Source organism: Thermofilum pendens Hrk 5 (genome assembly GCF_000015225.1).
Lineage (GTDB): Archaea > Thermoproteota > Thermoprotei > Thermofilales > Thermofilaceae > Thermofilum > Thermofilum pendens.
In genome coordinates this window covers 1,417,165-1,436,252 of record NC_008698.1, presented here as the reverse complement: position 1 = coordinate 1,436,252, position 19,088 = coordinate 1,417,165, and the positions used below count along the sequence as shown (strand labels likewise).

Annotated in this window: 21 protein-coding genes; 12 read left to right on the top strand and 9 right to left on the bottom strand. The window is 62.0% G+C overall.

Annotated elements, in window-relative coordinates:
* Positions 1–6 precede the first annotated feature (6 nt).
* Positions 7–1,419, bottom strand: coding sequence for an extracellular solute-binding protein (locus TPEN_RS07605; protein ID WP_011753147.1), 1,413 nt, complete (start codon positions 1,417–1,419; stop codon positions 7–9).
* A 55-nt stretch (positions 1,420–1,474) separates the two neighbouring features.
* A complete protein-coding gene (locus TPEN_RS07600; RefSeq protein WP_148678022.1) occupies positions 1,475–2,341 on the bottom strand; it encodes a magnesium transporter CorA family protein in 867 nt (288 codons plus the stop codon).
* Between the two features lie 35 nt (positions 2,342–2,376).
* Here TPEN_RS07600 and TPEN_RS07595 point away from each other — a divergent pair, with 35 nt between their 5' ends.
* Positions 2,377–3,078, top strand: a complete 702-nt coding sequence (locus TPEN_RS07595) for a hypothetical protein (protein ID WP_011753145.1) — start codon at positions 2,377–2,379, stop codon at positions 3,076–3,078.
* 44 nt (positions 3,079–3,122) lie between these two features.
* On the opposite strand, the gene TPEN_RS07590 is transcribed toward TPEN_RS07595, so the two are convergent.
* From TPEN_RS07590 to TPEN_RS07575, 4 genes are all read right to left on the bottom strand, one after another.
* Positions 3,123–3,929, bottom strand: coding sequence for a class II glutamine amidotransferase (locus tag TPEN_RS07590; RefSeq protein ID WP_011753144.1), 807 nt, complete (start codon positions 3,927–3,929; stop codon positions 3,123–3,125).
* A gap of 140 nt (positions 3,930–4,069) precedes the next feature.
* A complete protein-coding gene (locus TPEN_RS07585) occupies positions 4,070–4,495 on the bottom strand; it encodes a potassium-transporting ATPase subunit C (RefSeq protein ID WP_011753143.1) in 426 nt (141 codons plus the stop codon).
* A gap of 1 nt (position 4,496) precedes the next feature.
* Positions 4,497–6,602, bottom strand: coding sequence for a potassium-transporting ATPase subunit KdpB (gene kdpB, locus TPEN_RS07580; protein WP_011753142.1), 2,106 nt, complete (start codon positions 6,600–6,602; stop codon positions 4,497–4,499).
* Between the two features lie 6 nt (positions 6,603–6,608).
* Positions 6,609–8,162: a potassium-transporting ATPase subunit KdpA gene (locus TPEN_RS07575; RefSeq protein ID WP_011753141.1), complete on the bottom strand. Its 1,554-nt coding sequence runs from the start codon at positions 8,160–8,162 to the stop codon at positions 6,609–6,611.
* 153 nt (positions 8,163–8,315) lie between these two features.
* On the opposite strand from TPEN_RS07575, the gene TPEN_RS07570 reads away from it, so the two are divergent.
* Positions 8,316–8,573, top strand: a complete 258-nt coding sequence (locus tag TPEN_RS07570; RefSeq protein WP_011753140.1) for an AbrB/MazE/SpoVT family DNA-binding domain-containing protein — start codon at positions 8,316–8,318, stop codon at positions 8,571–8,573.
* Positions 8,557–9,021: a PIN domain-containing protein gene (locus TPEN_RS07565; protein ID WP_011753139.1), complete on the top strand. Its 465-nt coding sequence runs from the start codon at positions 8,557–8,559 to the stop codon at positions 9,019–9,021. The genes TPEN_RS07570 and TPEN_RS07565 overlap by 17 nt, the downstream gene beginning before the upstream one ends.
* Positions 9,022–9,162: 141 nt before the next feature.
* On the opposite strand, the gene TPEN_RS07560 is transcribed toward TPEN_RS07565, so the two are convergent.
* On the bottom strand, positions 9,163–10,209 hold the full coding sequence (locus TPEN_RS07560; RefSeq protein ID WP_011753138.1) for a hypothetical protein: 1,047 nt from the start codon (positions 10,207–10,209) through the stop codon (positions 9,163–9,165).
* A gap of 473 nt (positions 10,210–10,682) precedes the next feature.
* Here TPEN_RS07560 and TPEN_RS07555 point away from each other — a divergent pair, with 473 nt between their 5' ends.
* The 6 genes from TPEN_RS07555 (at position 10,683) to TPEN_RS07530 (ending at position 15,044) form a co-directional block, all read left to right on the top strand.
* On the top strand, positions 10,683–11,564 hold the full coding sequence (locus TPEN_RS07555) for an ABC transporter ATP-binding protein (protein ID WP_011753137.1): 882 nt from the start codon (positions 10,683–10,685) through the stop codon (positions 11,562–11,564).
* On the top strand, positions 11,561–12,292 hold the full coding sequence (locus tag TPEN_RS07550) for an ABC transporter permease (protein WP_011753136.1): 732 nt from the start codon (positions 11,561–11,563) through the stop codon (positions 12,290–12,292). The genes TPEN_RS07555 and TPEN_RS07550 overlap by 4 nt, the downstream gene beginning before the upstream one ends.
* 214 nt (positions 12,293–12,506) lie before the next feature.
* The gene (locus TPEN_RS07545; RefSeq protein WP_011753135.1) at positions 12,507–12,773 is read left to right on the top strand and encodes a hypothetical protein; all 267 of its coding nucleotides are present in this window, start codon (positions 12,507–12,509) and stop codon (positions 12,771–12,773) included.
* A 33-nt stretch (positions 12,774–12,806) separates the two neighbouring features.
* A complete protein-coding gene (locus TPEN_RS07540; protein WP_011753134.1) occupies positions 12,807–13,214 on the top strand; it encodes a type II toxin-antitoxin system VapC family toxin in 408 nt (135 codons plus the stop codon).
* 46 nt (positions 13,215–13,260) lie between these two features.
* Positions 13,261–14,010, top strand: coding sequence for a DUF364 domain-containing protein (locus TPEN_RS07535; protein ID WP_052885290.1), 750 nt, complete (start codon positions 13,261–13,263; stop codon positions 14,008–14,010).
* Positions 14,011–14,015: 5 nt separating this feature from the next.
* Positions 14,016–15,044, top strand: a complete 1,029-nt coding sequence (locus tag TPEN_RS07530) for a radical SAM protein (protein WP_011753132.1) — start codon at positions 14,016–14,018, stop codon at positions 15,042–15,044.
* A gap of 1 nt (position 15,045) precedes the next feature.
* Here TPEN_RS07530 and TPEN_RS07525 read toward each other — a convergent pair whose 3' ends face one another.
* Positions 15,046–15,735: a hypothetical protein gene (locus TPEN_RS07525; protein ID WP_011753131.1), complete on the bottom strand. Its 690-nt coding sequence runs from the start codon at positions 15,733–15,735 to the stop codon at positions 15,046–15,048.
* Between the two features lie 86 nt (positions 15,736–15,821).
* Here TPEN_RS07525 and TPEN_RS07520 point away from each other — a divergent pair, with 86 nt between their 5' ends.
* From TPEN_RS07520 to TPEN_RS07510, 3 genes are all read left to right on the top strand, one after another.
* Positions 15,822–16,478, top strand: coding sequence for a cobalamin B12-binding domain-containing protein (locus TPEN_RS07520; protein WP_011753130.1), 657 nt, complete (start codon positions 15,822–15,824; stop codon positions 16,476–16,478).
* Positions 16,478–17,905, top strand: a complete 1,428-nt coding sequence (locus TPEN_RS07515; RefSeq protein WP_011753129.1) for a trimethylamine methyltransferase family protein — start codon at positions 16,478–16,480, stop codon at positions 17,903–17,905. The genes TPEN_RS07520 and TPEN_RS07515 overlap by 1 nt, the downstream gene beginning before the upstream one ends.
* A gap of 87 nt (positions 17,906–17,992) precedes the next feature.
* Positions 17,993–18,427 (top strand): universal stress protein, encoded by a 435-nt coding sequence (locus TPEN_RS07510; protein WP_011753128.1) that lies wholly within the window; start codon positions 17,993–17,995, stop codon positions 18,425–18,427.
* 1 nt (position 18,428) lies between these two features.
* Here the strand turns inward: TPEN_RS07510 and TPEN_RS07505 are convergent, their stop codons facing one another.
* Positions 18,429–19,076: a class II aldolase/adducin family protein gene (locus tag TPEN_RS07505; protein ID WP_011753127.1), complete on the bottom strand. Its 648-nt coding sequence runs from the start codon at positions 19,074–19,076 to the stop codon at positions 18,429–18,431.
* Between the last annotated feature and the right edge of the window lie 12 nt (positions 19,077–19,088).

The following is a 19,088-nucleotide window of genomic DNA, read 5'->3' as shown; positions in this document are numbered from 1 at the left end:
TCCGATTTACTGCTTAGCCTTCTTGCCTAGCTTTCCGCGTAACAGGTATGCAAGTGCAGCTATCACGACTAGGGCGATGACCGCGTAGACCAGGATCTCCGTGGCGGAAGGCCCTTTAGGCGCTGTCTCCGCTATTTTCGCGGCTTCCAGAGCTAGCGCCTTGGCAGTGGCGTAGTCTCCCTTGTCGAACGCACTTATAGCCTGGGCCAGCTTGGCTTCCGCGTCCGGCACTCCTTTTACCTTTGCCTGAACGCTTAGAATAGTGCTCCAAGCGTCCTTCAGCTCCGAGTGCTTAGCGACTATCGTGTTGTCGAAAATCTTACTGATATTCGTGTACATAGCTTCAGCGAAGGTGAAGTTGTAGAACTTCACGTTGGTAAAGGTCTTGAGGTAGTCGTATATCGTGTCCTTTCCTCCGAGGTACTCCCTGAGGATAGCAGCCGTGGAGTTTGGAGGTCCGGCTATCTTGACTGTGGGAAGCACGGGTATTCCTCCCGCGCTTAGAGCGGCTTGCTGGGCGTCCTCTGTGTACCACCAGTCGAGGAAGGCTTTAGCGATGTTCGGGTGAGGCGCTCCCTTGAGTAGGGATACACCTGAAACTATGAAACCCGTGGGATCCATGTACATCGAAACGGGGTATCCGTTGTACCTGTTGATAATGGCCCCCTGGCTGTATGCAAAGCCTACGGCATACTCACCTTTAGAGACCAAGTCTACGACGTCCGCGCTTCTCTGCACGAAGGCGCCTACGTTGGCGGCGAGCCTCCTCCAAAAGGCCCATCCCTGATCCCACCCTCTGTTCTGGATTATTATTCCGACGTTGATGTACGTGGACGACGACCTAGACGGTGTACACATGACTATCAGGTCCTTCCACTTGGGGTCTAGCAGGTCGTCCCAGGTCTTCGGGGGTTGAAGTCCGAGCTTCTCGAGAACTTTAGTGTTGTACATGAAGCCGTGCCCCCACCAGAGCTTGGGGTGCCACATTTCATCGGGGTCTTTGAGTGGGAAGCCGAGGAACGTGGACGGAATAGCGTCGTAGCCCGGAGACTTGGGCTTATAGCTTTCTAGGAGACCCTTCTCTTTCAGCTTCCAGTGGTATATGAGGTCTCCTCCGAAGAAGATGTCCGCCTCGGGTTTCCCGTTCCAGGCTATAATCCTGTTCATGCATTCAGGGGATCCCGCCTGTATGAGCTTTACGTCTACGTCCACTCCGAGCTTGTTCTTAGCATAGTTCTTAAACGCTGTTGTGACAGCCTTTAAAAGCAGCGTATTGCTAGGCGTTATCAGGACTAGAGTGTTTTCGTACTGCTGAGTTTCTACATTTAGAGGCGGGGTTTGCACGCTTGCGCTTGCAACGCTGACGACTGCTAGGACCAGTATTGTTAGGATTCCAAATCCGAGTAGTTTCTTGTTCATAGCGCGGTATCCTATACTATCATTGCTTATAAAGCTTTTCTATAAATTTTTTAATCTACAGCCAGCCTCTCTTCCGTAGCGCGTAGGCTAGTATTGCGGTGAGCGTTGCCATTGCTGTGAGGACCGCTGGGTATGCGTACGGCCACCTCGCCTCGGGGATTTCGAGGTTCATCCCGTAGATACCGGCTATCACGAGGAGTGGTAGCGCTATCACGTTTATCGCTGTAAGCTTCTTCATTACCTCGTTGAGGGCTAGCGAGAGGGCGGAGAGGTGGAGGTCCCTTATGTCCGCCAGCCTCTCCTTCTGCGACTCCACCATGTCGAGTAGCTGCACGGCGTCCTCGTAGACCTCCTGTACGAGCCTCTTCGCGCCCTCGGAGAGGTCGTAGACCCCCTCCCCGAGTAGTAGCGAGGCGGCGGCTCTAAGCGAGTAGAGGTCCCTCCGGAACTCCACCAGGGACCCGCGCACGCGCCTAAAGCGCGCCACGTCGACCCGCGTCGGGTCCTCGGCCACGCTGTCCTCCAAGCCGTCTATCTCGTCTTCCAGGGCGTCGTAGTAGGCGTAGTACTCGTCGATGAGCCTCAGCAGGGAGAGGGCGAGGAAAGCGTCCGGGGAACTCCTGCAGCCGTAGGAGTTCTTCTCGAAGTCCTCCCTGAGCCTGGCGAGCAGGCCTCGCGGCGCCGCAACGGCTACTGTGTCGCCTCTAAGCAACGCGGCGAACCGCCCTTTACCGGGGTAGCCGAGGACGACCACAAGCGCGTCCTTGTACGCCGTTACGCGCGTCCTCTCCGCGTCTCTAGCCACGAGCTCCGCGACGTCGAGGTCCACGGGGAGCTCTCTGAGGGCATCCGCGACGCTCCTCCCGTCGACCTCCACGAGTAGCGCCCGCCCGCCCTGAAGGTGTAGCTCGTCACCTGCCATACGTTTTTAATGGTTGCGCGGGGTTAAAATGCAGTATGCGGAGGGTCTTGCTGCTTGCCTGCGCGCTCGCTGTGCTCGCGGCGACCCTGGGCGTGGTGGCGCAGTCCTGCATAACGCTGGAAGACTCCTTGGCGGTGGAGGTCGTCCTGAACAAGCCGGGGGTATCGCTGAACCTAGCCGCGCTCCTGGGCTCGGGGCACGCTAGGAGCGTTTCGGGCGAGGTTGCTGGCTACAGGAGCGGCTTCGACGACAGGCTGGTAGTCCTCGTGGGGTATACGAGGATCTCGGCTAGCTACCCGTTCATCAGGGTTCAGGTCCCCGTGGCCGGCGGGAAACCCCTCTACGCGGTCGGGGAGGGCGAGGTCGTAGCGGTGCTGAGGGAGGAGCTCGAGAGGCTCGCGTCGCAGGGAGTGCTCAGAGGCCTCACGGCGGGGGATATCGAGGCTATCGCCTCTAGGGCGCGCCTCGGCGACGCCGGCTGGGACCTCAGGCTCGTCTACGAGGACGGCGAGTGGAAGCCGTTCAACACCACCAAGATGTACACGCCGCTGAGCGCCTGCCCAGTCCACCCAGAGCTGGACTACGAGTCGCTACCCGTGTACCCAGCCCCCGGCCCGCGAATCCCGGTAGCCCTGCTTGTAGCCGTCGCCCTCGCCGTTGCCATTGCCATCTACGCGCTACGCCTTAGACGCAAGCGAAGCCCGGCGCTTGACGTGCGGCATCGTTCTTCGGCTTAAGTCTGCCTCTCCGCAGAGAATGCCGATAAAAACAACACCGCAGGCTACCCCACTCTAAAAGCCCTGACCCGCACTCCGCCGCCTCGCTCGACGCTCAGCGCCAAGCCGGACTGGAACGGTAGCTCCTCGAATCCCTCACCGCCGAGGTACTCCGCCAGAGTCGACGAGAAGACTGCCACCCACCCGTCCCCGCGTAGCAGGAGCAACCTGTAGTACCTCTCGTGCACCTCGCTCCCCAGCAGGCCGGGCGAGAGGTAGGAGACCGCTACTCCGAGCAGGGAGGAGCCCCACAGCATCGCGGCGACGTTCATCGCCGTCTCCGTGTACCTCGCAGCCTCCCCGAATGCCTCCGCGAGGTTCCCGGCCCCGGGCAGGTCCAGCCTCCTGTACACGTACTCGCCGAGGTAGAACGTGTCGGTAACGTCCGGGAGAACGGGGACGCCCAGGCTCGCCGCCAGGTCCCCCGCCCTCATCGACCCGTTGTGCGCGAGGAACATCTCGTAGCCCCTCCACCCGTAGTGGATCGGGTGAGTGTTCCGGGCACTCACGGAGCCCGCGCTAGCCTTCCTAGCGTGAACGACGAGAACCCCCTCTCCGCGGAGCGCCCGCCTAAGCTTCTCGAAGCCCCAGGCGTCCTCGTACACGGGTATCGTCGACCTGTAGTGCTCCACCCGCTGATACTCTTCGAGCGTCACCGCGGCGAAGCCCCATCCGTCCCCGTGCCTCCCGCACTTCCCGGTGCCCGCGACGCTAGGCATCAGCGGGTCGCACGCCGAGGCCTTCGCGAAAGCCTCAAGAACGGCGGGTGGTAGCTCTGAGAGGTTACCGACAGCTATCAGTTGCCTGCACACGCCCCTCTAAGCCTGGCCCAGGCCTTAAGCTTTTCTCGTACGTCCGCGGGCTTTTTCCCGGGGCCCGGCCTCTCTGAGCGAGTTAAGCAAGGCTATCAGTGAGATCGCGATGAACGCTAGGAAGAGCGCGTCCTCTACGGTCACCCGCCTCCCCCGCCTTTCCTCTCGGCGAGCTTTGCGAGCTCCTTGTTCACCTCGACTACGTTTACGATGTCGTAGCCGGGCCCAAGCACGTAGAGGTTCGCCGCCCTGTACTTCTCCGCGTTCTCCCGGAGGACTCGGGCGACGAGTTCCTCTGGGAGGCCTGTCTTCCTGCTAACCTCCGGGACTTGCCTCAATGCGTAGTCGAGGGGCACGAAGGGGTCGCACCCCGACGAAGTGTTTTCCGGGGCGAACGGCTTGAAGAACTGGGGTTTCTCGCCGTAGCAGGAGGCGAGCTCTGGGCCGCTTTTCGGCACTGCCAGTGATAGCGCCCACACGAGCGCTGGGTAGGCGAAGCCGAGGACTAGCATTAGCGTTGCGGAGAGTGCCAGGGAGGCCGCGGCGAGCCTTACGTAGCGCTGCATCCTATCCCACCCCGAGGTATACTAGTAGCACGTCGATAAGCTTTATCGCTACGAACGGCGTCACGACTCCTCCGAGCCCGTAGACGAGGAGGTTCCTGGCTAGTAGCTCGCTGTAGGAGGCTACCTTGAAGCCTGCACCTCTCAGCGCCAGCGGTATGAGCGACGGTATTATGACGGCGTTGAATATCATCGTTGCTAGTATCGCGGACTCGGGGCTGTGGAGCCCCATGAAGTTCAGCCAGGAGAGCTGGGGGAAGCTCCGGGCGACGATCATCGGGAAGATGGTGAAGTACTTGGCGATATCGTTCATTATGCTGAAGGTCGTTATCGCCCCCCTCGTCGTCTGCAGTTCTCTGCCCACCTCGACTACCCTCACCACCTTGGTGGGGTCGGAGTCCAGGTCTATCATGTTCGCCGCCTCCTTGGCTGCCCGCGTACCGCTGTTCATCGCTATGCCGACGTCCGCCTTGGCGAGCGCGGGGGCATCGTTCGTGCCGTCTCCCAGCACGGCTACCACGTGCCCCTCCAGTTGCTCCTCCTCTACTCTCCTCAGCTTGTCCTCGGGCTTCGCGCGGGCCACGTAGTGCTTTATGCCCACTTCCCTAGCAATAGCCTCCGCCGTCACCGGGTTATCGCCGGTTATCATTACGAGCTTTACGCCCATCTTCTTCAGCCTCCTGATCTTCTCCTTCACCCCCTCCTTGATCCTATCCTTCAGTACGACTACCCCCACAGCCTCGTCGTTCAACGCGACGAGTAGCGGGGTCTCGCCCCTCCTACCCACCTCCTCGACTATGCGGGCTATAGCCTCCCTAGTAGCCCTATCTTCCCTCACTACCTCCAACACCGAGTCCACGGAGCCCTTTATCACGGTTACCCTCTCGCCCCTCTCCCTCGCCTCCAGGATGCGCCTCGACACCTCGCTTAGAGGAGTGACTGTCCCGGCGAAGGGGCTCTTCCTGCGGTACCAGGAGAACTCCACCCCGCTGAACCTTGTGCGCACGTCGAAGCTTATCTTCCTGGCCGAGAGAGCCTCGTTTACCAGCAGGTCTTCCGGTACGTAGCCCTTGGACTTCGCGAGCTCTATGATAGAGATCCCCTCGTGGGTCCTGTCCCCCACTGAGGCCAGGTACGCCGCCACCGCGACGTCTCTCTCGGTGTAGTTCTTTAGCGGGATGAAAGCCACCGCGCTCCTAGAGCCCTCGGTTATAGTGCCCGTCTTGTCGAATACTATCACGTCTACGTCCCCCGCGGCTTCGACCGCCTTCCCGGACTTAGCTACGATGTTCTCAGCCATCAGCCTCGTGACCCCAGCCACGCCTATCGCCGGGAGAAGCCCCCCTATAGTCGTCGGCATCAGCGCCACCAGGAATGCGACCGCGAGCACGGGGTCTGCCCAGCCGCCCACCGATCTAAGGGCGAAGTACAGCGAAGCGGTTATCACGAGGAACGTTAGCGAGAGTCCGCCGAGGAGTATCGAGAGCATGACTTCGCTCTTCATCTTCGGCCTCTTGGCCGTCTGGATCAGCGCCATGAGCCGGTCGATGTAGCTTTTACCGGGCTCCGCGACTATCTCCACCCTGATCCTCCCCCTAACGACCCTGGTGCCGCCTATCACCCTGTCGTCCTTCTTCTTCTCGACGGGCTCCGACTCGCCCGTCAGCATGGATTCGTCTACGTACGCTATGCCTTCTAGCACGTAGCCATCCCTGGGTACGTACTCCCCCTCGCCAACCACCACGACGTCGCCTGGCACAAGCTCCGAGGAGCGCACGTCGACGACACGGTCACCTACGAGCTTATGCGCTACTACGTCCTTTTCGAGGCTCCTGAGGTAGTCGACCCTCGCTCTCGCCTGGTGCTCCGAGATGGACTCCGAGAGCGTGGAGAACCAGACCGTTGCGAGCAGTATGACTAGCAGTTGCACGTGGAGGGCGCTGGCGGCGCCCTCGCGGAGCCCCTCGAGGGTCGCGTAGACGGCCGTAAAGAAGGCGCCGAGCTCCACTACGAACATTATCGGGTTCTCGCCGAAGAGGTACGCCGGGTTGAGCTTTTTGGCCGATTCCCAGAGCACGCTGGTCCACTGAATCTTCACGTCGGGCGGCATGGAGGTTCACCCGGAGGCTAGCGGTCCTATGGCTATGAACGGGAAGAACGTCAGGAGGAATAGGACCAGGATCATTAGGGTCGAGAAGGCAACGAAGAGTAGCCCCCTGGTCTCCACGGGGTCGGGTAGGCTTACCGGGGGGGTCCCGGCGAGGTCCTCGGCTATTAGCAGCATCAGTGCTATCGGCACGTACCTGCCCAGTAGCATCACGATGGCTGTGGATACGTTCCAGAAGGGCGTGTTCGCCGCGTCGCCGAGGTAGCTCATACCCGTGTTCGAGGCGGCCGATGAAAACTCCAGCAATACCTTCGTGAACGTCGCTGGGCCGGGGGGTCCGAGGAAGCCGCACGCCCCCGTTAGCTGGGCTACTACTGTCGGCACGAGTATTATCACGGGGTGGACCAGGAAGAGCGCTACAGCGTACTTGATAGCCCTCGGGGAGACGGCGCGCCCTAGGAACCTCGGAGTCTTGCCGACCATGAGCGACCCTATGAAGACTACTATCACTACGTAGACTGTGAGGTAGACGAAGCCCAGCGCGGATCCGGGCGCGGACTGGATAAACATGCCCATGAGTATCGAGGATACGGCCGAGGGGCCCATCGGGGTCAGCGACGAGGAAGTGGCTCCCGTGTTCGTCAAGGCCGAGACGACGTTGAATATGAGAGTCGGGCTACCTCCCAGCCTCGGCTCTACCCCTCTCCCGAGGAGCGGGAAGCCGCTGAGGGGGGCTATGGCTAGGAGGAGGGAGAGGAGCACCAGGTCTATGGCGTAGAGGGAGTACCCCCTCCCCCGCCCGGCGATCCTTTCGTACGCGAAGGGCAGGGAGAGGGGTACGAGGAGCATCAGGAAGGCTTCGAAGAAGTTTGTAAGCGCGCTCGGGTTTTCGAGGGGGTGGGCGGAGTTCGCCCCAAAGTAGCCTGCACCGACGTTTCCCAGGAGCTTTATCGCCACTAGAGAAGCGACGGGCCCGGCGGGTACCCCGGCTGCAACCAGCGCGAGAGCCGCTAGAACCGAGATGGGGGCGTAGACGACGAGGAGGGATCTTAGGAAGTCGGCGAAGAAGTTCCCGGGCTCGCCCACCACGAGAGACCTCATGAAGGCTACTGCGACCGAGAGGCCGGTGGCGGAGGCTACGAAGGACATCGGTATGACGACGAGCACTTGGAGCAGGGCCGAGAGGTCCCGCTCCCCCACGTAGTGCTGGAGGCCGGTGTTCGTTACCAGCGAGACAGCGGTGTTGAAGGCGAGGTCCAGGGAGACCGGGGGCCCCGCCCGTACTACGCCTTGAAGGTACAGCGCCAGCGTTGCCAGCGCTATCGACGCGAAGTTCAACGCGAGGAGGGAGGCGAGGTACTCCCTCCAGCTCGTCTTAGGCTTCGTGTCTACGCGGAGAGCGCCTAGAACCCTGCCTTCGATGAGCGCCAGGGCTTCCGGGGGGTTCCTGTGCCAATCGACCACGAGCTTCGAGATCAAGCGGCCCAGGAGGCTAGCCGCTAGGCTCACGGATACGAGTAGTAGGGACGCGTGGATCACGTAGACCGCGGTGTCGCTAGCCATATTTTCCTCTAAGGTCGAGTGTAAAGCCGTCCAGTCTTAAGGTTTTCTTTTATTAACGAGCAGTAGTTAGACCCTTGGAGAAAAATATTCCTCGTAGCGAGAAGCCTAGCCCCCTTGGTAAGATTTAAGTAAGACCTGTTTTTTACTCTTCACGTGAAGACCGTTGTCTCGAGGAAGGGGCAGGTGGTTATCCCAAAGGAGGTTAGGGAGAAGCTCGGCCTCGTACCGGGAACGGTGCTGAGGGTGCGCGTCGAGGGGAAGAGGGTTGTCCTGGAGCCGGTAGAGGAGCCTCCCCGCGAGGTTTTCGTCGAGGCTGGGCCCGAGGTTACGGGTAGGCTTCTACGCGAGGCGAAGCTTGAGTCCGATAAGGCCCTGAGGCTCCTGAGGGACCTGGGTGTCGAGGAAGGCTAGGGTGGCGCTGGATACCAGTGTGATAGTGGAGTACATCGACGCGAGGGGCGATCTGCACAGGCAGGCAGAGCTCGTATTCTCGGCTCTACTGTCGGGTAGGCTGGAGGCTTTGATTCCGCACCCAGTCCTAGCCGAGACCTACTACGTTGCGGCGAGGCTTTACCGGGCGTTGGGCGCCGGGGACCCTGAGGGGACGGCTTCCAGGCTCGTGTCTTGGCTCTACAGGCTTCCATCCGTGAGCGTGCCGGAGGGTGGGGTAGAGCTCGCAGTAGAGGCTGGGAGGGTGAAGGCGAGGTACGGGGTAGCGCTGACGGACTGCTACGTATTAGCTGTTGCTAGGGTCTACGCCTGCAAGGCGTTGTTCAAGAGACCCGAGGGCGAGATGGCGAAGCACCTGGACGAGCTGAGAAGGGAGTACGGGGCGGTCTTCCTGGAGGACTACGCCTAGCGGCGCGGTAGCTAGGAAGCACTGTGCGCGCGGTAACCCTCGACGCTATAGTGTATCACGCACGTACTGAGGCCAGCAGGCCCGAGTAGCCCCTGTACTGTTAGCCGGAGGCTGAACCAGAAAAGAAAAAATAATTTTTAGCTAATCCTTGAGCTGGACGCGCTCCAGCGTCAGGGCGAGGTCGCTGCGCACCCCGAGCAACGCGGCGAGCGTCGACGCTGGCACCTCATCTAGCACCCTGCCTTCCCACACGACCTTCGAGGTGGGTAGCGTCCGCTGAGCGCCGCGCATTAGGGCGAACACCGGGATCCCCGAAGCGTAGTCGACCACGAGGTGGAGGGGGAGCGCGCGGCTACTGTACGTTGCGAGCGCGAAGAGGCGGGGGCAGCCTCCCAGCGCGGCGAGCGCACTTGCTAGCTCTGCTTCCTGGCTCAGCGGCCGGTTCAGGGGCCTGGCGAGCACGACTTCGCCCGACGACACGTTTACCTCGGCTACGAGCATCCTCTCCATGTCCAGCACGGTCAACAACTTCATCCTGGCGGTAGCAGGCCTGAGGCTCTCGAGCTTGTAGGGCTCGCCGGGCCTCGCCCAGAGGAAGCTCAGCTCGAGCTCTCTCCCTCTAGCGAAGAGCGGGAACACGAGCCCCACGCGCGTACCGTTGGGGAGGTAGTAAGCCGCGCCGTCGTAGAGGAGCGTCAGGGTCTTCACCAGGCTCATGTTGCCCCCGCCGCGCAACGGCGCGCCACTAAGCGCCAGAGTGAAGTTCACCGCGTAGACCCCTCCCCTCCTGGACACGGAGACCACGAGGCGCGCGTTGCCGGGCTCCGCCTTGACGTCTCCTCCTTCCTCAGCCTCGACGAACAGGAGCGTGGGGCCGAGCGAGTACTCGAGGACGAGGGTTTGGCCCTCCCTCAGCGCAACCCCCGGGCACTTTTCGACGAGCGCGAGGTAGCCGAGGCCGCTCGGCACGCCGGCGGGCAATGTAGCCTGGGCGGGCTCCTCCGGCGAGGAGGGAGCGGCTACCCCGTTGAGGCACCCTTTACTCGCAGAGTACAGCTCGCGCGGGGGGCCCAGGCTTTCAGGGAGCGTTTGAGGAGGAGCTTTGCTTGCACTGAGGTTCAGCCAAAGAAGCACGGAAGTTGCGAGTAGAGCTGCGAGGAGCGCCAAGATGCTAACTCTTTTCACCATAGCGATAAATAGAACAAAACGTGGTTATATATTTCTTGCGCACATTGTACGGCAAAGAGTACAGGTGGTAGGCGAGAAGGCTTGGAGCCTGCGTGCTTATCGTCAAGGACTACGTTCCCGTTGCGGAGAATGGCTGGAGTTGCACGCGAAGTTATGGGTATACAAGCATTGTGAGCCTTTGGGCTCGGTGGCTTTGTCAACTTTTCCTGAAGCTTGCGAGTTTGGTGAAGAGGTTCAGAAGCGTGAAGGCCTCTATGACGCGAGCGCGTATTGTCCCCGACTACGTGAAGGCTCTCTCCGAGCTGGTTACAGCAGCCTTACTTCTATCCTACTTGCACAATCATGCGTGTAACATGCTCGAAGGGTTACCCCTTCCGGGCGCTTTTAGATCGCTGGAAGAATATATGAGGTCTGGAAGAATATATGAGGTAAAGCTTATATATTTAGGCCGTATGTTATACTTGGGGACAGCAATGAACGCTCTCGAAGCGGAAGGTTTAGTGAAGAGGTTTGGGAACGTTGAAGCCCTCCGCGGCGTAAGCCTAGAGGCGAGGAAAGGCGAGCTCCTCGTGCTGGCAGGCCCCAACGGCGCCGGTAAGACCACCACGGTCAGGATCTTCACGACGAACCTCAGGCCCGACGCCGGCGAGGCGAGAGTCCTCGGCTACGATGTCGTCCGAGAGTACAGGGAGGTTAGGAGGAGGATCGCCTACATCCCCCAGGGCTTCGAGCCCTTCTGGGAGCACACACCCGAGGAGTACGTCACTGCAGTCCTCATGATGAGGGGCTGGTCCTTCTGGGAGGCGAGGGCCCAGGCCAAAAGGTGGCTTGACGCGCTGGGACTCTCCGACGCGAGAAGGCCCATCAGGGTGCTGAGCGGGGGCCAGGTGCGAAGGGCCGTGGTGGCCGCCGTACTCGCGACGGAGGCGGAGGTTCTCTTCCTCGACGAGCCGACCGAAGGGCTGGACGTCGAGGTGAGGAGGGAGGTGTGGAGGGCGCTGAGGGAGAGGCTGAGGGACGGGTCTAGCATACTGATGACAACGCACGACATGGGCGAGGCAGAGGTCGTCGCCGACAGAGTCGCCCTGATAAACTCGGGCGTGGTGCTCTGCCAAGAGAGCCCCAGGGCGCTCGTCGAGAAGGTACCCTACCGGTACCGGGCCGTAGTCAAGAAGGGCTCCCCGCTACCAGCCGACGCCGTGGATCTCGGAGACCGAGCCATCGTGTACTTCCGCAGCAGGTCCGAGCTCGGCGAGTTCGTATCCTCCCTCAGCGACCCCGGGCTCCTCGTATCAGCCGGCAGCGTGGGCCTAGAGGACGCGTACCTCTTCCTGCTACGGGGTGGTGGGAGGTGAGGCGGTCCAGGCTCTGGAGGCCCCTCGGCGTCGCTTACGCTGAGCTGATCCTCTGGAGAAGGCAGTGGATGTGGATTGCCCAGGATGCCGTGTGGACCCTTTCGCTACCTCTTATCTTCTACTTCTGGGGAGGCTTGAAGGCGCTGAAGAGCCTCGTCGTCGCCTCATTCGTAGCGACGGGCTGGACGGTGGGGGTGAACCTTGTCGGGCAGACGGTTGGCTGGCAGAGGGTCTCGAGGATACAGGAGGCTCTCGTAGCCTCTCCCCTAAGCCCCTCCGACTACTTCGTGGGCACAGTGCTGGGGCAGATTCCCTACTTCCTTACGGAGTATACGGCATTCACGCTGCTCGCCCTCTGGCTGGAGGTGTCGCCGGCTGGCGTGGCCGCGCTGTACGCTCTCTCCTTCGCCTCGTTGGTGCTCGGTAGCTTCCTCTCCCTAGCCGTCGTGCTGAGGATAAAGAACCCGATGAACATCAGCGCAGTAACGAACCCCCTCGTCACGGTAACTATCATATTGCCGCCGGTGTGGTACCCACTCTCGGCTCTCCCAGAGGTAGCGAGGCTCCCGGCCCTCCTGGCCCCGACCGCCGCCCTCGCAGAGCTCGCCCGGTGGGTCGCCGGGCTAGGTTGCATGGATCCCGCTGTACCCCTCCTGGTCACCTTCGTGTGGATCGCTGGGACGGGGGTTGCGTTGAAGAGCGCCCTGCACTGGGGGCTGGAAAAGTAGCGGTAGTAGCCAAAGAAGATAAGAAGACTTCAGCTTAGTCCATGTGCAAAGAAGGTTTTTCCAGGAAAGAGTTGCTAAACGAATCGGGGAAGTACGGGTATTTTCCCTGAGGACCATGCTTAGCTGTAGCTTGTTTCAGGGTTGTAGCGACACTGGGCGGAGGGGCTCGAGCATTTGGTAATCCTTATATTCTAGGTATACCTGGTATACCAGTATGAGCGTTACTGTTTCGATAAAGGTGCGCAAGGAGGTAGCCCAGCTGGCCGAGAAGATGGTGAGGTACGGGCTCGCCAGGAATAGGTCCCACGCTTTCAACATAATGATCGAGAGGGGGTTGGAGGAGGTCAAAAGGGAGGTTGCGTTCTGGGACGAGGTCTACAGGTCTGCGGAGGAGCTCGAGAAGTCCGGGTTCAGGCTGAGGCACGGCGGTCTGAGCAGGCTACTTGAGGAGGGTAGGGAGAGGTCGTCCACCCCGCCCTGAAGGGGCTCTGTGTCCGGATAACGGGGGCTAGGTATGATCTACCTCGATACGAGCGTGATCGTGTCTTACGTGGACGAGGAGGACCCGAACCACGGGAGAGCTGTCGAGCTGCTGGGCAGACTGATGGAAGACAGGGTCGCCAGCCAGCTCACGCTCCTAGAGCTCGCCGCAGTCTACTCGAGGGCAGGGCTCCCCAACCCCGTCTCGCTCGCAGTGTACTCGCTGAGGGTGGTGGGCGCCTCGCTCGTCGACGTGGACCTTAACCAGGTTTCAAGGCAGGCTTTGAGGTACGCCCAGCTCTTGAGGCTCAGAACCCTCGACTTACTACACGTAGTCGCCGCCAGGATGCTCGGGGCGAGCGCGGTAGCATCCTTCGACAAGGAGATAGCCGAGAGGGCAGGCGCCATCAGGGAGGCGCTGGGCTTGGAGTTCGTAGGTTGAGGGGGCCCGGCTAACCCTTATGTACCGGGGCCCCGCTCTTAGTACTGTGGGCGTGGTCGAGGAGATATACGAGTACGCTCTCTCCAGGGCTGGCTCGGAGAGGGTTAAGCGCGTAGTTATCGGTGTGCACGCGACGCTGGTAGAGCTCGAGGACGGCAGGGCGGGCGTGGCTTACACGAACAGGGAGGGCCCCCTCTCCAGCGTTACCCCGGGGAGGCTGAGGGGCATGAATGTGTCCGACGCCCTGGGGCTCCTCCTGTCCCCCAGGGGGCTCGAGGTCAGCGTGGGGCTGGCGGCTGTGAACGCTCTGCTGAACGCCGCGGGGGAGGGGGTGGTGGAGGCGGACGCGCTGGAACAGGTAGGCGTCGCGCCCGGCGACTCCGTAGTCCTGGTGGGCTACTTCGCGCCGTACGTCGAGGCGCTCAGGGGTAGGGTGAGGAGGCTCGCCGTCCTGGAGTTCGCGAGCGTAGTGGTCGAGGGCGTCGAGGTGTACCCGTGGTGGGCCTACGCCGCCGTGCTTAGAGACGCGGACAAGTTGCTGATAACGGGCTCCTCGATAGTTAACCACACTATCAACTACCTGTTAACAGCCCCGACGCGCGCCGAGAAGCACCTCGTAGGCCCCAGCTCGCCGCTAGCCCCCGAGGTCTTCGGGAGGTACGGCGTGAAGACTATCAACACGGCTGTCGTCGTGGACCCGGAGTCCTGCGCCACGATACTGATGGAGGGCGGAGGCTTCTCGTCGTGCTTCAGGGAGGGTTGCCTGCGGAAGGTTAGCGCCAGGCTAGACGGGTGAAGGGGTTGCGTAGGGCCAGGCTCCAGGAGCCCCTGGGAGGCGGGGTCGTCGCGTGCTTAGCGTGCGAGAGGAGGTGCAGGGTGCGCCCCGGCGCCCGCGGGGCCTGTGGGAACTACGCGAACGTGGGCGGCGTGCTCTGGCACGCTGGCTACGGGAAGCTCAGCGCCGTGGAGCTGAGGCCCATCGAGATAAAGCCGCTGTTCCACTACTGGCCGAACTCCCTGGCCCTCACCTACAGCAACTTCGGCTGCAACTTCCACTGCCCCTGGTGCCAGAACCACCACCTCAGCTTCTCCCTGCCCCCCGAGGGGCTCGAGCCCGTCGACCCCGAGGCCCTCGCGGACCTAGCCGTCTCGGCGGGGGCCCAGGGGATCTCGGCTAGCTTCAACGAGCCTATAACGAACCTAGACTACGTCGTCGACGCGTCCGAGGCCGCGAGGAAGAGAGGGCTGTACTCGATGATGGTTACCAACATGTACTTCACGACCAGCTCGCTCAGGCTCGTACTGGAGGCGGGCGTCGACGGCTTCGCCGCTAGCGTTAAGGGGTGCCCCTCCGCGAGGAGGGTTCTCGCGAACGTCGACCACTACGTGGTCTTCAGGAACGCGAGGGTTGCTCTGGACAGCGGGGCCCACGTCGAGATAGTCTACCTCGTCGTGCCCGGCGCCAACGACTCCAAGGAGTGCTACGAGTGGGTGGTGGGGACCCTCCTGGACACCCTGGGGCCCGAGGTCCCGCTCCACGTGAACAGGTACTACCCCGCCTGGGCCTGGAGGGAGCCGCCGACCCCCCTCGGGAAGCTCCTCGAGGTGAGGGACTACGCCGTCAAGGAGGGCGTGAAGTACGTCTACGTCGGCAACGTCCACGACCCCGAGCTCGAGTCGACGAGGTGCCCCAGGTGCGGCAAGACCCTTGTCAGGAGGGAGGGGTACAGGGTCGTCGAGTTCAACTTGGACTTCGAGGGCGGGAGGTACAAGTGCCCCAGGTGCGGCGAGCCGGTACCCATCAAGGGGAGGTACGTCGCGCCCGGGTAGCTCAGGCAATCCTCCTTCCGAACCCCCTCGGAGAGGCGCTGTTGTCGTAGACTTCCTCCACGTGCACCAGGTAGACGGGCCTATCGCCCCTGCGCTCCGGCGGGGTGTAGTGGAAAGCGTCGTGGACGAGAGTCACGTACTCGTGGTACTCGTCGTCGAGGTGTATCGACGCGTACCCCTTCACCTCGAAGCTCAGGCTGGGCGGCTGGAAGAACACCAGGCTGACCCTGGGATTCCTCTGGATGAGGGTCCACGTGTGCCTCGAGGACCAGGGAACCCGCTTCGCGAGCTCCACAGTCGCGAGGACCTCGAAGTCCATCTCCTTCTCCGCCCTCTCCCTCTCCAGGTACACGTGCTCCAGGAGGAGCCTCACGCCCCTCTCCAGGTGCTCTCGCTCCACCTCCTCCATGCTGGCGCCCTCCGAGAGCCTCTCGTCGGACTCCTCGACGTGCTCCCTGAACACCCTTATCTTCTCGCGGATGTAGTCCCTAGAAGCCACGTAGCCGCACCCCACGACCTTCCCGTTCACCTCGATCCTCCCGTCCACCTCAGCCGCGGTGACGAGCACGGGCGTGTGCCTGGTGAACTCTAGGGCCATGTCTCGGCCGGCGCCGCCGGACAACAGCCTCTCCAGGAGCCTCCGCCTACCGTAGTAGTTCCACTCCAGGAACTCGTCGGGGAGCCTAGCCACGATTGTAGAGCCGCGGAGCCGGATAAATGATTAATGGGGGTAATTGGAGAACAACGCTTAAAAGCGCGGGATGAAGGGGTCCCGGGATGGCTGGGGACGTGGGCGAGCTTAGGGAGAAGCTCTTCCAGGCAGTGGTAGAGGGGGACGAAGCCGCGGCGGAGGAGTACACGAGGCGCCTCGTCGAGCGGGGGCTGGGTCCTAGGGAGATAGTCTCCGAGGTGCTTGTGCCGGCGATGAGGAGGGTCGGCGAGCTCTACGAGAAGGGCGAGTACTTCATACCGGAGCTCGTGATGTCCGCGGAGGCCTTCAGGAGGTCCATGGAGGTCCTGAGGCCGCTGATAAGGGGGCAGGGCGAGTCCCCGGCGAGGTGGGTCGCCGTCTTCGGGACGGTGAGGGGCGACATACACGAGCTCGGGAAGAACCTCGCGGCCGCTGTATTCGAGGCCGAAGGCTTCCACGTCGTAGACCTGGGCGTAGACGTTCCGCCCGAGAAGTTCGCCGAGGCGGTCGAGAAGTACAACGCCAGGGTAGTCGGTATGAGCGCCCTCATGACGACGACGATGCTGGAGCAGAGGAACGTCATCGAGGAGCTGAAGAAGAGGGGGCTCAGGGACAAGGTCATAGTGATAGCCGGCGGCGCGCCTGTAACGGAGGAGTGGGTCCGCGAGATAGGCGCCGACGTCTGGGGTAGAGACGCCTTCGAGGCTGTGAAGATAGTTAAGAGGATGCTGGGTGAGGGGTAGTGGTTCCGTCGGTAAGCGTTCTGAGCAGGAGAGAGGCAGAGGAGATAACCGGCGAGGCGCTGAGAGTCCTGGAGACCGTGGGCGTCTTCTTCGAGGATAAGGGCGTCGAGAGGATAGCCCTGGAGGGGGGAGGGAGGCTAAAGGACGGGCGCGTGCTCATACCCGAGGACGTCGTCAAGGAGGCTTTGAGGACGGCGCCGAGGAGGATCAGGCTCTACGACAGGGACGGCAGGGAGGTCGCCGTCCTAGGGGAGGGCGCGAGGATATTCAACCCCGGATCGGCGGCGATAAGGATACTGGACCACGGCTCCCAGACCCCCCGGAACCCGACGCTGGAGGACTTAAAAAAGCTAGTCATAGTGGCAGACTACCTGAAGGGGCTGAAGGCCCAGAGCACCGCGCTTGTACCCTTCGAGGTCCCCGCCGAAGTCAAGGACGCCGTCAGGCTGTACGTCGTCCTGAAGTACTCCGGGAAGCCCGTGGTCACCGGGGCGTTCACAGTCGAAAACCTCCCGCTCATGGTGGAAATGCTGGGGGCGGTGAGGGAGGACTACGCTGAGAAGCCTTTCGCGATCTTCGACGTCTGCCCCACGCCCCCTCTCTCCTGGAGCACCGTGACGTCAAGGAACCTGGTCGACCTCGCGAGGCTGGGCGTCCCCGCGGAGATAATATCGATGCCTGGGCTCGGGGCGACATCTCCCGTCACGGTTTACGGCGCGATCATACAGCACCACGCGGAGGTGCTCAGCGGCATCGCCTTGTCCCAGCTCGTCAAGCCGGGGGCACCCGTCATCTACGGGGGTAGCCCGACTATGATCCACCCCTACTACGGGACCCCCTCGATAACGGCCCCCGAAGCCGTCCTCATAAGCCTGGCGTACAGGGACCTAGCCCGCTACCTCGACCTTCCCTCGCACACGTACATGGGGCTAAGCGACTCCAAGACCGTCGACTACCAGGCGGGCGCCGAGACGGCCTACACCGCCGCGCTAGCCGCGCTGGCAGGCTTCGACGTGATATCCGGTGCGGGGATGCTGGAGTACGAGAGCGTCCAGTCGCTCGAAAAGCTAGTGCTCGACAACGAGGCGTGCCTCATCGCCGAGAGGCTCGCGAGAGGCGTAGAGGTAGACCCCCAGGCCCTCGACGCCCTGAAGGAGGGGGTGCTGGAGAAGAAGGGCAACTTCCTCGCGTTGAGGCACACGAGGCAACACTACAGGAGCGAGATACTCGTACCGAAAGTCTGGGACCTAGCGCCCAGGGCGAAGTCGACGGGAGTGCCGCTAGCCGAGCTGGCGCACAGAGAGGTAGAGAGGATACTCGCCGAGCACAAGCCGCCACTCCTCGACGGCGACGCGCTCCGAAGACTGGACGCAGTCTACTCGAAGCTGTGGGAGTCGCACGGGCTAAAGCCTGTGCCTCCACCGTAAACGTTTCGGCTTTCGCGGCTACCTCACTGCAACTTTTACGGCTTCATCCCCGGAAAGCGTATAAGCTGGTTTAGCAACGAAGGAGGCATGTTCGCGAGGATACTCGTCGCCTACGACGGGTCGGAGCACGCGAGGAAAGCGCTCGAAGTAGCCGTAGACCTAGCCTCCAAGTACGGGGCCAAGCTGTTCGTAGTCGAAGTCGTCGACTCGAAGTCCCTCACGTCGAGCCTAAGGGAGGTTCCCTCCCTCGACGTCGGCAGGGTTATAGCCGAGATAAAGTCGAAGGCTAGCGTAGACGTCAGGGAGTGCTTAAGGCTTGCGCAGAGCAGGGGCGTAGACGCGGAGGGAGACGTGCTGGAAGGGGACCCAGCCTCGGAGATCCTGAGGTACGCCGAGGAGGTCAAGGCGGACCTGATAGTCACGGGGTCCAGGGGGCTGTCCCTCTGGAAGCGTATCTTCATCGGAAGCGTTTCCAGCAAGATAGTCTCCGAGTCGAAGGTACCGGTCCTCGTCGTGAAGTAGCCTAGGCCTTCCCGAACCTCCTCTCGAGGTAGAGCCTCCTCTCCAGCTCCACAGTCTCCTCCGGTAGCTCGAACGGAGTGCCGAGGATGCGGGAGTACACGGCCACCTTCGCCGCCCTCTCCAGGTACCCCAGGTTTGCTATAGCCTCCTCGAGCGTGGAGCCGCAGGCGAGCGCCCCGTGGTTAGCCATTAAGACCGCGCACCTGTCGCCCAGAGCTTTAACGACGTTCCTCGCGAGCTCCTCGGTGCCGGGAGGGGCGTACTCCGCGACCTCTATCGGCCCGCCGAGGTACAGTACGAGCTCTTCCAGCACGGGCTTAAGCCCCACCCTCAGCGCCGCCAGGACGCCGGAGTAGACGGGGTGCGCGTGGACAACCGCGTTCACGTCCCGCCTCGCCCTGTAGACCGCCAGGTGGGTCTTAAACTCCACGGAGGGCTTCCCCCTGCCGTCGACCACCGACCCGTCCTCCCGGACGACGAGGACGTCCTCGGGCCTAAGCTTCGACTTCAAGACGCCGCTCGGCGACACGACGTAGACGCCCTGCCCCGCGCGCACGCTGATATTCCCGCTGTACCCCCAGTTCAGCCCGAGCTCCTCGAGCCGCCTGAAGGCGTCCGCAACCTCTCTTCTCAAATCCCCGTAGAGCATGGGTAAACAAAG